The organism is Campylobacter sp. JMF_06 NA1 (genome assembly GCF_027737785.1).
Taxonomy (GTDB): domain Bacteria; phylum Campylobacterota; class Campylobacteria; order Campylobacterales; family Campylobacteraceae; genus Campylobacter_B.
On record NZ_JAOVUA010000003.1, the window covers coordinates 1 to 11,695 of the forward strand.

11 protein-coding genes, 2 tRNA genes and 2 pseudogenes are annotated in these 11,695 nt (G+C 39.4%); 3 read left to right on the plus strand and 12 right to left on the minus strand.

Annotated elements, in window-relative coordinates:
• The first annotated feature begins 202 nt into the window (after nucleotides 1–202).
• Nucleotides 203–1,507 carry a leucine-rich repeat domain-containing protein gene (locus OFO07_RS04325; protein ID WP_270871069.1) on the plus strand — a complete coding sequence of 435 codons (1,305 nt, stop codon included), beginning with the start codon at nucleotides 203–205 and terminating at the stop codon, nucleotides 1,505–1,507.
• A gap of 102 nt (nucleotides 1,508–1,609) precedes the next feature.
• On the opposite strand, the gene OFO07_RS04330 is transcribed toward OFO07_RS04325, so the two are convergent.
• The 6 genes from OFO07_RS04330 to OFO07_RS04355 all read right to left on the minus strand — a co-directional run bounded on the left by OFO07_RS04330 (nucleotide 1,610) and on the right by OFO07_RS04355 (nucleotide 5,111).
• Nucleotides 1,610–1,685: transfer RNA gene (locus OFO07_RS04330), tRNA-Phe, on the minus strand.
• A gap of 111 nt (nucleotides 1,686–1,796) precedes the next feature.
• Nucleotides 1,797–2,153 (minus strand): 50S ribosomal protein L20, encoded by a 357-nt coding sequence (gene rplT, locus OFO07_RS04335; protein ID WP_270858736.1) that lies wholly within the window; start codon nucleotides 2,151–2,153, stop codon nucleotides 1,797–1,799.
• A gap of 82 nt (nucleotides 2,154–2,235) precedes the next feature.
• Nucleotides 2,236–2,427, minus strand: coding sequence for a 50S ribosomal protein L35 (rpmI, locus tag OFO07_RS04340; protein ID WP_270858735.1), 192 nt, complete (start codon nucleotides 2,425–2,427; stop codon nucleotides 2,236–2,238).
• Nucleotides 2,428–2,517: 90 nt separating this feature from the next.
• The gene (gene infC / locus OFO07_RS04345; protein WP_270858734.1) at nucleotides 2,518–3,039 is read right to left on the minus strand and encodes a translation initiation factor IF-3; all 522 of its coding nucleotides are present in this window, start codon (nucleotides 3,037–3,039) and stop codon (nucleotides 2,518–2,520) included.
• Entirely contained in the window at nucleotides 3,036–4,859 is a 1,824-nt protein-coding gene (gene thrS / locus OFO07_RS04350; RefSeq protein ID WP_270871070.1) for a threonine--tRNA ligase, read from the minus strand. The genes infC and thrS overlap by 4 nt, the downstream gene beginning before the upstream one ends.
• Nucleotides 4,860–5,036: 177 nt before the next feature.
• Nucleotides 5,037–5,111 (minus strand) — tRNA-Glu (locus tag OFO07_RS04355).
• A 127-nt stretch (nucleotides 5,112–5,238) separates the two neighbouring features.
• Between OFO07_RS04355 and OFO07_RS04360 the strand changes: the two genes are divergently transcribed.
• Nucleotides 5,239–5,724 (plus strand): hypothetical protein, encoded by a 486-nt coding sequence (locus OFO07_RS04360; RefSeq protein WP_270871071.1) that lies wholly within the window; start codon nucleotides 5,239–5,241, stop codon nucleotides 5,722–5,724.
• Nucleotides 5,721–6,563, plus strand: coding sequence for a deoxyribonuclease IV (gene nfo, locus OFO07_RS04365; RefSeq protein WP_270871072.1), 843 nt, complete (start codon nucleotides 5,721–5,723; stop codon nucleotides 6,561–6,563). The genes OFO07_RS04360 and nfo overlap by 4 nt, the downstream gene beginning before the upstream one ends.
• Nucleotides 6,564–6,724: 161 nt before the next feature.
• On the opposite strand, the gene OFO07_RS04370 is transcribed toward nfo, so the two are convergent.
• The 6 genes and pseudogenes from OFO07_RS04370 to ttdA form a co-directional block, all read right to left on the minus strand.
• Nucleotides 6,725–7,267: a YceI family protein gene (locus OFO07_RS04370; RefSeq protein WP_270871073.1), complete on the minus strand. Its 543-nt coding sequence runs from the start codon at nucleotides 7,265–7,267 to the stop codon at nucleotides 6,725–6,727.
• A gap of 349 nt (nucleotides 7,268–7,616) precedes the next feature.
• Nucleotides 7,617–8,204 (minus strand): annotated as a pseudogene (locus tag OFO07_RS07865) (anaerobic C4-dicarboxylate transporter family protein); the annotation flags it as partial.
• A 183-nt stretch (nucleotides 8,205–8,387) separates the two neighbouring features.
• Nucleotides 8,388–9,293 (minus strand): annotated as a pseudogene (locus OFO07_RS07870) (anaerobic C4-dicarboxylate transporter family protein); the annotation flags it as partial.
• Nucleotides 9,294–9,432: 139 nt separating this feature from the next.
• Entirely contained in the window at nucleotides 9,433–10,179 is a 747-nt protein-coding gene (locus tag OFO07_RS04380) for an SDR family NAD(P)-dependent oxidoreductase (RefSeq protein ID WP_270871075.1), read from the minus strand.
• Nucleotides 10,180–10,188: 9 nt separating this feature from the next.
• Nucleotides 10,189–10,809 carry a L(+)-tartrate dehydratase subunit beta gene (gene ttdB / locus OFO07_RS04385; protein WP_270871076.1) on the minus strand — a complete coding sequence of 207 codons (621 nt, stop codon included), beginning with the start codon at nucleotides 10,807–10,809 and terminating at the stop codon, nucleotides 10,189–10,191.
• A complete protein-coding gene (gene ttdA, locus OFO07_RS04390) occupies nucleotides 10,802–11,695 on the minus strand; it encodes a L(+)-tartrate dehydratase subunit alpha (protein ID WP_270858725.1) in 894 nt (297 codons plus the stop codon). The genes ttdB and ttdA overlap by 8 nt, the downstream gene beginning before the upstream one ends.

The window sequence follows — 11,695 nt, forward strand, 5'->3', positions numbered from 1 at the left end:
CAATAATAAATAAAATAACACGCATTGGAAAATAACAGAAGTTAGATTTCAAAAACGGAAAGTGGATTATATTCAAGGGTTGCTTAAAAAGAGATTAAATGGATGGGGAATTGTAGAAATTTTGCAAAACTCGCCAAAATAGCTAAAAATTCACTTTTTTGTTATAATCTATCCTATTAAATTCTTTAAATTTGGAGATTTTATGAAAAAGATAATTTTAGCACTACTTATAATAGGGCAAATTTTTCTAAATGCCAACCAAAGCGATAATGAATTAATAAATTCACCGGAACTTGATAGTAAAACAAATGAGCAAATGCAAATTCTATCCAAATTTGTAGATTATTCTAGACCGGTTCAATCTGACCTAAGATACGACAAGTTGTCTAAAAAATTGGCAAATAATGAGATAAATATAGTAGAATTTGATAAAGCTGTTGAAAATTTAAAAGTCGAAACTACAAAAGATTTCTATGATAGTCTAGAATATTTTACTGAAATATCAATAGAAAGACCTTCACCATGCGGAGTGTATTTTACAATCGATACAGACAATACAAATGAATTACCTAGCGAAATTTGTCTGCTTAGTAACCTAGAAACAATCGATGTCCGCGAAACAAATATTACAGATTTACCGCCTTGCGTTGCTAATTTGACAAAACTTTCTATATTAAATCTTAGAGAAACACAAATAAAAGAAATCACAGAAATCATAAGCAAAATTCCAAATTTAAAGGCCTTAAATTTAAGTTATTCTAAGATAGAAAATCTAGGAAAACATATATCAAATATGAAAAATTTAGAAGCGTTAGACATTTCGAGCACTGATATATCTGAAATTTCGCCTGAATTTGGAAATCTTATAAACTTAAAACAATTTAATTGTGATATGTGTAGAAAGTTAAAATCTATACCTGACGAAATGGCAAATTTAAAAAATTTACAACTATTAAATTTGAGTTTAATTGCCCAAAAAGAATTCCCAAAGTGGATAATAAATCTGCAAAATTTAGAGTATTTATCTACTAGTTTTAAAAATTTTCCACAAAATTTCTCAAATTTACAAAACTTAAAAGTTTTAAGTATCAGCAATGTAACCCAAGAAAACTTTATGGAGATACTTAAACTACACAATTTAGAGGATTTGCAACTAAATGATAGCAACATTACTACTATACCAGATGAAATTGAAAATTTAGCAAATTTAAGGCGATTTGAATACACCAGAGGAAGCCTAAAAACAATTTCGCCAAAAATTGCAAATTTAAAAAATTTAGAAACGCTTTTGATTTATGATAATAAAGATCTGTCTGCTCTGCCTGAAAATATCGGAGAATTAACAAATTTAGAATATTTAAACATAGGTTTTACTGGCATAAAAAAGCTACCACCTAGCATAGTAAATTTAAAAAATTTATTCCGTATAAACATTTTGGATCTACCAATACAAAACCAAGAAATTCTACAAGAAATGCCGAATTTAAAGATAATTACAAAAAGATGAATTTAGTTTCTGCGACTAAATTCGTCATAGCCAAATTTTTGATTTTCAAAATTTTAAAACGAATAAGTAAAAGCGAATAAAAAGAGCTAAAAAAAGCTTAAATGGTGGTTAGAGGCAGAATCGAACTGCCGACACGCAGATTTTCAGTCTGCTGCTCTACCGACTGAGCTATCCAACCACGAAATAAAGGGGGCATTGTATTCAAACCCCGCTTAAAATCTATTTAAACGAGCCAGAATACAAAATTTAAAAGGGAGAATTTCAAGAAAAAATCTTGAAATTCAAAAAATTATTTTAAAGCAGCCTTTGCTTTATCAGCTAATGCAGCGAAAGCCTTAGCATCGTTCATAGCAAGGTTTGCTAGGATTTTTCTATCTAATTCGATGTTTGCAAGTTTAAGACCGTGCATAAATTTAGAATAACTAATATCGTTGATTCTGCAAGCAGCGTTAATTCTAACAATCCATAGTCTGCGGAAGTCGCGTTTTTTCGCGCGTCTGTCGCGGTAAGCATAAACCAAACTTCTTTCTAATTGTTCTTTGGCTTTTCTGAAATGTTTTCTTCTTGCGCTATAAAAACCGCGAGCAAGTTTTAAAACTTTATTGTGTCTGCGTCTTCTAACAACGCCTGTTTTTACTCTTGCCATATTAATCCTTTCTTAAATGGCGCCCATTTTTGGGTCTTTCCCTATCTTAGGGGAGTTTGAATGACTAGGTCAAAAACTAAAATTATTTACAAAGCATAAGCTTAACAGCTCTAACATTTGTAGAATCTACATAATGTGGGCCGCGCAAATCTCTTTTACACTCGCTAGACTTTTTAGTCAAGATATGGCTGCGGAAAGCTGAACCGCGTTTAATCTTGTTTTTGCCTACTTTAAAGCGTTTTGCTGCGCCACGCACACTTTTCATCTTTGGCATGTTTATCCTTTTTTTTAAGATAAGCTGTGATTATATAATAAAATTTTAAATTTCTGCTGAAATTTAAAAATATTTAAGCTACGCCGAAATTTAAGACTTTTTCGGCGTAATTAGCATACTCACATATCTTCCCTCTAAAATCGGGGCTTTGTCGCGTTCTGCGCTACCTGCGAAATTCTCTTCCCAAATTTTGTTTAGCAAATTTACACCAATCTCAGGAGTGCTCATCTCGCGACCCTTCAAAAACACGCGAAGTTTGACATGTTTGCCAGAATCTAAAAATTCTTTTGCGTGTTTTACCTTGTAATTCACATCGTTTTGAGCGATTTTTGCCGAAAATTTTATCTCTTTAATCTCGATGATTTTCTGTTTTTTCTTGGTCTCTTTTAGCTTTTTTTCTTGTTGATAACGGAATTTACTATAATCCATTACCTTGCACACTGGCGGTTTCGCATCTGGCGCGATTAGCACGAGATCGACACCTTGTTTGCTTGCGATTTGCAACGCCTCATCTAGCGAGATTACGCCGTATGCTTCACCATCTTCGCCGATACACCTAACTTCATCAGCCTCGATTTCTTCGTTTAGAAAAACTTCTTTTTTGCTGCTCAAAAATTCACCTCATTTAATTTGTTTTGCACGAAATCCAAGAACTCGCTAAGCCCTAAATTTCGCTGTTCGCGCGCACGCCTATCACGCAATGCGACGCTACGATTAGCCACTTCGTTATCGCCAAGAACGATGATTAATGGCACCTTTTGCTTTTCGGCTGTTCTGATTTTTTTATTTAAAGTTTCGTTTTTGGTTAAAATTTCGCTGTCTATGCCCAAATCGCGCAAGCTCTCTGAAATCTCTTTTGCATACGCGCTGTGCGCTTCGCCAATCGGGATAATCGCCACTTGTGTCGGGCAGATCCAAAACGGAAGCTCGCCGGCTGTGTGTTCGATCAAAATTCCTATAAATCTCTCAAAGCTTCCCAAAATTGCCCTGTGAAGCATGACAGGCTGTTTTTTCTCATTGTTTTCGTCAATATAGCCTAGCTCGAAGCGATTTGGCAGGTTGAAATCCACCTGCACGGTGCCACACTGCCATTTTCGACCCAAAGCATCTGTGATTTTTATGTCAATTTTCGGACCATAAAACGCACCGCCACCCTCGTCGATACCGTATTTAAAGCCCTTTTCATCAAGTGCGTCTTTAAGCGCTTTTGTAGCGATTTCCCACACTTCATCATCACCCACAGCCTTGGCAGGTTTGGTTGAAATTTCCATTTCGTAGTTGAAATCAAACGCGCCCATTAGCACATCGACGAAATCCAAAATTTCATAAACATTTTCTTTGATTTGGCTTGGCATACAAAAGATATGAGCGTCATCTTGGGTGAATTCACGCACCCTAAATAATCCGTGCAAAACTCCGCTTTTTTCGTGTCTATGCACCACGCCGTATTCGCAAAATTTAAGTGGCAAATCGCGGTATGAGCGAATTTCGCTTTGATAAACTTTGATATGACCCACGCAGTTCATCGGCTTAATGCCGTATTCTTGCTCTTCGATCATCGTAAAATACATATTTTCTTTGTAATTTGTGTAGTGTCCGCTGATTTTCCATGCGTCAGATTTTAGGATTTCAGGGCCTCTGACTGGCTCGTAGCCGCGGCGGCGAAGCTGTCGATATAGCCTTTCTTCGAGTTTGACACGCATTTTCGCACCCGCTGGCAACCAAATCGGAAGTCCAGCGCCGATTTCTTCATCAAATGTGAAAAATTTCATCTCCGCACCAAGCTTGCGGTGATCGCGCTTTTTAGCCTCTTCGAGCATTGTTAGGTGATTTTTTAGGCTCTCTTTGTCAGCAAAAACCACGCCGTAAATTCGAGTTAGCATTTCGCGTGTCTCATCGCCACCCAAATACGCACCCGCAATCCTAGTTAAGGCGAAATTTCGCAAAAATTTGGTATTTAGCACATGCGGTCCGCGACAAATATCTTCAAAATCGCCTTGCGCATACAAACTCACTTCGCCCTCTGGGATTCGTTTTAAAACCTCGACTTTTAGGTCGTCCTCGGCGTATTTTGCGCTAACAGCGCCTTTGGTAGAGCAAATTTTAACTATATCTTGCTTGGCTTCGGCTAGCTCTTTCATTTTTTTCTCAATCGCCTTTAAATCGTCCTCGCCAAGCTTCTCACCGCCGTTTTTGCTCACGCGCATATCATAATAAAATCCATCTTCAATCGCAGGACCCACGAAAAATTTCGCGTCTGGGTAGAGTGATTTGACAGCTTGTGCTAACAAATGCGCGCATGAGTGGCGAAGCACTTTTAGCGCGTCAGCAGAGTTATCGAAAAATATCGGTTCTGCGCCATCTGCGCCCTCGCCGATACTTTGAGTATCATAAATTTCACCATTAAATTTGTATGCGATAATGTCGCTCATTTTTTTCCTTTTTTACCAAATTTATCTTTTCTACAATAAAAGAATAAGCTGTAATTTTAGCCAATACAACCTTAACCGTAAATTTAAATTTGGCTAAATTTTAAGAAATTTTAAGCGAATTTTGAATTTTCATTAAATTTTGATTTGAAATTTAATTTTTTGGATTTTGTATTTTAGTGGTGACCCCTACGAGATTCGAACTCGTGTTACCGCCGTGAAAGGGCGATGTCCTAACCGTTAGACGAAGGGGCCACTTAATTCGGTTAAATTAAAAGGAACGATTATTTTATATAAATTGCGCTTAATTTTCACTTAATAAAGCTGGAATTTTTATAAATTTCGCTAAAATGAAAATATTAAAATTTAAAAAAGGACAAAAATGAAAAAAATAAATTTGATTTTTGCTGGATTTTTGGGAATCGGGGCAGTGTTTTGTGGTTGCGCCAAGCTCACCCCGCAAAAGACGCAAGCGGTGGCGTTTTCGATAATTTCGCCAAATTTGCGCCTAAACGACACGGGATTTATTAGAAGTTTTAAAAACCAAACCGAGTTGCAAGTCTATTCTAGCGGGGTTAGCGTGCTTTCCTTGGTCGCAAAAAACGAAAGCGTGTGCATGAATAATGCCTGCGATGATGAGCTGACTTTCAATGAGAAATTTTTCAAAAACGCCCATTACAAGGGATTTTTGGGCGAAATCTTGGGTGCGAAGGCAATCTATGGCGCGAAAAATTTAGCCAAAACAGATTGCGGATTCGAGCAAAATTTGGGCGAAATTTCATACAGCGTCTGCGATGATAGCGGTAAAATTATCAAATTTAGCGACAAAAAAGCCGGGGTAAAAATCAGCGTAAGAGAGCTTTTATGAAGCGTGTCGGAGCCCATGTAAGCGCAGCTGGTGGGGTTTTTAACGCTCCGCTTAACGCGCAAAAAATCGGCGCAGATGCGTTTGCGCTTTTTGTCAAAAATCAGCGCCAGTGGAGCGCAAAACCACTTAGCGATAGCGATATAGCGCAATTTCGCGCAAATCTCGCCGCCACTGGCATACGCGCAGAGCATATCCTAGCCCACGATAGCTATCTCATAAATCTAGGCCACCCAGACCCCACGCTTCGCCAAAAAAGCCTTGACGCCTTTATCGACGAGATAAATCGTTGCGAAAAGCTTGGCATAAAACTGCTAAATTTCCACCCAGGCTCGCATTTAAATGAAATTTCGCCCCAGCAGTGTCTGCAAAATATCGCAGAGTGCCTAAATTTCGCTATCGCAAACACTAGCGGAGTCAAACTCGTCATCGAAAACACAGCAGGCCAAGGCTCAAATTTAGGCTTTGAATTCGCCCAAATCGCCTACATAATCGCGCGCGTAAGCGACAAGACCCGCATTGGCGTTTGTATCGACACCTGCCACGCGTTCGCCGGCGGATACGACTTTCGCACGAAAGAATCTTACGAAAAAACAATGGCCGAATTTGACCGCGTCATCGGCTATAAATTTTTATCAGGCATGCACCTAAACGACACCAAAAACGACCTTGGCGTGCGCAAAGACCGCCACGAGAGCCTTGGACGCGGATTTTTGGGGCTGGCAAGCTTCGAAAACATTATGAACGACAAAAATATCGATGAAATTCCGCTCATTTTAGAGACGATTGATGAGAGTATTTGGGCAGAAGAAATCGCGCTACTACGCTCGTTTGTGCGCTAAATTTAGCCAAATTCCGCTACCGCAAGTTTTTAAATACTGCGCCGAAATTTCTGGCGCAGTATTGCAGAGTTGCGTAGCGAAAATTTAAAATTTAAATAAAAAAGGGAAATTTAGCGATTTGCTAAATTTCCCAAAATTTGCAATGAAATTTGCGTAAAATTTTACTTCGCTACGGCTTCGATTTCGATAGAAATTTTTATATCATCGCCTAGCATCGCAGTGCCGCTACCTGGGGCGAAATTAAAATCAGAGCGTTTGATTTTGCCCTCTAAACTAAATCCGATTTTGTCTTTGTCGCCTTGTTTTGCCTCGCCGCCAAAATCATAGTCAAACTCGACCTCTTTGCTCACATCGCGGATCGTTAGCTCGCCTTTGACCTTATCAGGCGCGAACTCTTTCATTTCAAATTTCATATCAGGGAACTTTTCTGAGCCGAAAAAATCGTCCGCTTGCAAGTGCGCGTCGCGTTTTTCGTTGTCAGTGAAAACTGAGGCGGTTTTGACCACGGCACTTAGTTTGTTTAGCTTGCCGTTCTCGGCGTCAATCTCTGCGCTAAAATCCTTGAAGTTTCCGACCACATTGCTAATGCTCATGTGTTTGATCTTAAAACCTACGCTAGAATGGGTGTTATCGACCTCGTAAGGGGCAGCGTTTGCTAGCATTGCGCCAAGCGCGCATGCACTTAAAATTGACAAAAATTTCATTTTCTCTCCTTTTGAAAAATTTAAAATTTGGATTTTAGCTTATGTTTATTAATAAAAATTATTTATAAGAAATTTTATGCGAGAAAGGTGCGAAAAATATAAAAATCTATTTTTATCCTTTCTTTTGTAATTGATTTTTTAATTGATTTAAAAGCACAATATTTGAAAGTGTGCAATACATACACACTCCATTGTTTGTATAATTTTTGGCATTGAATTTTTTAAATTCTTCCTCTAATGCCTGTATGTCAATATCGGTGTTTTGCATAATTTGACTTAATAAATATTTGAAATAAAATTTAGAAATTTAGAAGAATTTGTCTGCGAGGAAACTCGCAGACAAGAGCTATTACATATATCCGTAGAAGTGAGCTAGGATATAGCCTAGGAAGCATGAGCTGAATACGCCGATGAAACCAGGGATAATGAAGCTGTGGTTGATAACATATTTACCGATTTTTGTTGTGCCTGAGCGGTCGAATTGGATCGCAGCAAGGTCGCTTGGGTATGTAGGTAAGATGAAATAACCATAGCATGCAGTTGCGAACGCAATGATTGTTCCTGGATTTACACCGATAGCAATCGCTAGTGGAACGAAAGTCGCAGCAGCAGCAGCTTGTGAGTTAAGGAATTTTGAAATCAACATACCAACTACAATGTATGTAAATGGATATGCTTGCATTACCTTACCAAGTGAGCCAGCTAACATATCGATATGAGCGTGGAACATAGTATCGGCCATCCATGAGATACCATAAATCGCAACAAGCGCAATCATACCGCTGTGGAAGATTTCGTTTTGAGCGATTGTGCCGGCTTTGATACCTGAATAAATCATCATAATAGCAGCTGCAAGAAGCATAAACATTTGGATAGTATCAACCATACCAAGAGTTTTTGAGCCTTTTGTGCTTGTAGCTACATCAATTTTTGCGTTTTCGTAAGTTTTAGTTTCGCCTTTTGCATTTACATAAGTTACATTTGCGCCGTCTTGGCTAACTTTGTAAGTTTTACCGTCTTTATCTTTAACCTCGACACCTTGTGCAGTTTGAGATAGTTTAGATTTATCTTTTTTAACGCTCATTTTTGTCTCAGCACCGCTTAACATCATAGTTCCGTCGCTGATTTTTACTTTGTCTAGGACTTTTGAGCTATCGCCTGCATCTACGATATTAACGATAGCAGCGTCTTTTGAGATAGACCATGTCGGGCGAAGTTGTTTGTAATAACCCAAAACCGCAACAACAACGATTGCTGAAAGGAAGATATACATAACATTCCATTGTTTTTGTGGAAGTTTAACGCCGATAAGTGATTTAGCATCGTCAGAACCATAGATGATTTTTCTTTGCTCTGGATCTTTAAGTTTAGCTTGGAATTCCTCATCTTTTTCAAGGCTTTTACCGCGGAATACTGAGTATGTGCTGATACATAGCATACCGAAGAAAGTAGAAGGAATAGTTACTTTAAGAAGGTCAAGGTAGCTAGAAAATCCCTCGATTTGAGCACCAGCGCCTAGCAATACAGCCACGATAGAAACACCAGCAACTGAAACTGGGCTAGCGATGATTGCTAATTGTGATGAAACGGTAGTAGCCGCCATTGGACGCTCTGGGCGCACACCACTTTTCATAGATACATCGTAGATAATCGGCAAAAGTGTATAAACTGTGTGACCAGTACCGCAAAGAACTGTCAAAGTCCAAGCACACATTGGTGCAACATAACAAACTAATTTTGGATTTTTTCTCAACGCTTTTTCAGCAAGTTGAAGCATAACATCCAAACCACCCGCAGCCTGCAATGTAGCTGAGGCGACAACAACCGCAAGGATTGTCAAAATAACATCAACGGCTGGTTTGCCCGGAGACATTTTGAATAAAAATACGAGTATAACTAAACCTATACCACCTAAAATACCAAGGGCCATACCACCCTTTTTGGCACCATAAAACAGACACGCCAAAACTATTATCAACTGAATAGTAAATTGGACGCTCTCAGACAAACCTGTAAGAAACTCCATCGCTTCTTCCTTTCCTTAAAAAATACTTATTTTATTATATCAATATTTCTTTTAAAGAAATATAAATAAAATTCAAATATTGAATTTTTATAGAATAAGTGTTAAAAATTTATTTATAATACTTATTCAAAATTTAGAGTTATCTTTTCTCTACATGCAATCCAGCCCAAGTTTGCGCTGTCGCCATAGCCTCGACGATATTTATATTGACATGATGAGGCATATTTATGCAATTTAGCACGATTTGTGCTATATCCTCTGCCTTAATCGGATCCGTGTTTTCATAGACCTTTTTCGCTCTTGCTTTATCGCCTTTAAATCTCACATCGCTAAATTCAGTCTCGCAAATACCCGGCGCGATCTCTGTTACGCGAATACCAGTGCCGATTAAGTCGTTTCTGATATTTCTGCTGAATTGCTTCACAAACGCCTTGCTTGCGCCATAGACATGGCTTCCAGGATACGGCCACGCACCAGCAGTAGAGCCGATATTGAAAATATAGCCATTACCACTTTGCAAAAGTAGTGGTAAAACTGCCTTTGTAGTGTAAATAACGCCCTTGATATTCGTATCGACCATAGTCTCTAAATCCTCGATTTGAGCGTCTTTAATGCCATCTAGACCAAGGGCAAGACCAGCATTATTTACCAAAATTTCGACATCTCTATACTCACTCGGCAAATTCTCCACAGCTTTAAAAATTTCATCTTTATTTCGCACATCAGCTACGATTATATGGGTATTTCCTAGCTCTTTGGCCAAATTTTCTAATCTCTCTTTTCTGCGCCCAAGAGCGATGATTTTATAGCCCTCTTTGCTTAAAATTCTAGCTATCGCCTCACCAAATCCACTCGTCGCACCTGTAATAAAAGCTGTTTTTTTCATAATTTTTCCTTATTTTATGAAGCTAACTTCTGGCAAAATTTCCGCTAACGCCTCATCTTTTTTCTTGTTAAATTCGACCTTATTTTTCTCAAAAAGATTATTGCCTTTCGCGTCGATTGATACGATTAGTGGGCCAAATTCTTTGACTTTGCAATTCCACAAGGTCTCTGGCATACCAAGCTCCATCCAATCGGCACTTTGTATCTCCTCGACCTCCATAGCAGCGATTACTGCGCACCCTGCTGGGAAAACGCAGTGCAATGCGCCAAAATCCTTGCAACCATTTTCTGTATTGCTAGCCATTCCTCCCTTGCCTACGATTACTCTAACGCCTGTTTTTTCGATAAATTCATACTCGAATTTCTCCATACGCATGCTTGTCGTAGGTCCTACTGAGACGATTTCGTATCTATCCTCGCCATCAGCGCTTGTTTTTTTGATAATAGGGCCTGCGTGCAGTATCGCCCCACCGCGGATATCAAGTGGCAAAGGCATATTTTTTTCGACTACGCGCCTGTGAGCCACATCGCGACAAGTTACGATATTTCCGCTTAGATAAATGATATCGCCAATTTTAATATCCTCTAAATCCTCCCTAGAAATCGGAGTTTGCAAAATTTTCTTATTCATATTTATAGTCCTTATGAGATGTCACGGTAAAGCTTAAATCGCCGTTCCAAACGATATTCGCGCGTCTGTGCGACCAGCAGCCTGTATTTACAGCCACAGCGATGACTGAGGGGTGACGAGCTGAGTTTTCGATATGCACGCCAAGCACCGAGCTAGCTCCGCCCATACCTTGCGGGCCAAGGCCGATTTTATTAATGCCATCTTCTAGCAATTTTTCGGTTTTTGCGGCGCGCTCGTTTGGATTATGCTTTCCAAGCGGGCGAAACAAAGCCTTTTTCGAAAGTAGCGACGCCACATCTATCGAGGTTGCCACGCCCACGCCCACGACTAGCGGCGGACAGGCGTTTAGTCCATAGCTTGTCATTATATCCATTACGAATTTCACCACGCCCTCATAGCCCATACCAGGCATTAGCACGCCGGCTTTTCCAGGAAGCGTGCAGCCACCTCCTGCCATGTATGTATCAATCTCGCATTTATCGCTACCAGGGACTATTTCCCAAAAGATCGAAGGCACATCTTTTCCGACATTTTTGCCGGTGTTGTATTCATCAAAGGTCTCGACGCTGTTGTGGCGAAGCGGGGCTTCTTTTGTCGCTCGTAAGACGCTTTCCCTTAAAATTTGCTCTAATTCGCCAATTAACGGAAATTTCGCGCCACATTTTACGAAAAACTGAATCGCGCCAGTATCTTGACAAGAGGGGCGATTTAGCTCTTTGGCAAGCTCTTGGTTTTTAAACATCGTCTCATAAATCGTCTTTGCTAACGGCGCATTTTCTTTGCTCGCTAGCTCCTTTAATTTCGCCGTGACATCATCTGGCAAAATTTTGCCACTGTATCCGACGAGACTAGCCATGACGGCGGTCATTTTCTCTACATTTTCCAC

Excerpts from the sequence above, each read along its gene's own strand:
- OFO07_RS04325 (WP_270871069.1), top strand. The coding sequence starts at position 203 with ATGAAAAAGATAATTTTAGCACTACTTATAATAGGGCAAATTTTTCTA.
- rplT (WP_270858736.1), bottom strand. The coding sequence starts at position 2,153 with ATGGCAAGAGTAAAAACAGGCGTTGTTAGAAGACGCAGACACAATAAA.
- rpmI (WP_270858735.1), bottom strand. The coding sequence starts at position 2,427 with ATGCCAAAGATGAAAAGTGTGCGTGGCGCAGCAAAACGCTTTAAAGTA.
- thrS (WP_270871070.1), bottom strand. The coding sequence starts at position 4,859 with ATGAGCGACATTATCGCATACAAATTTAATGGTGAAATTTATGATACT.
- OFO07_RS04360 (WP_270871071.1), top strand. The coding sequence starts at position 5,239 with ATGAAAAAAATAAATTTGATTTTTGCTGGATTTTTGGGAATCGGGGCA.
- nfo (WP_270871072.1), top strand. The coding sequence starts at position 5,721 with ATGAAGCGTGTCGGAGCCCATGTAAGCGCAGCTGGTGGGGTTTTTAAC.
- OFO07_RS04370 (WP_270871073.1), bottom strand. The coding sequence starts at position 7,267 with ATGAAATTTTTGTCAATTTTAAGTGCATGCGCGCTTGGCGCAATGCTA.
- OFO07_RS04380 (WP_270871075.1), bottom strand. The coding sequence starts at position 10,179 with ATGAAAAAAACAGCTTTTATTACAGGTGCGACGAGTGGATTTGGTGAG.
- ttdB (WP_270871076.1), bottom strand. The coding sequence starts at position 10,809 with ATGAATAAGAAAATTTTGCAAACTCCGATTTCTAGGGAGGATTTAGAG.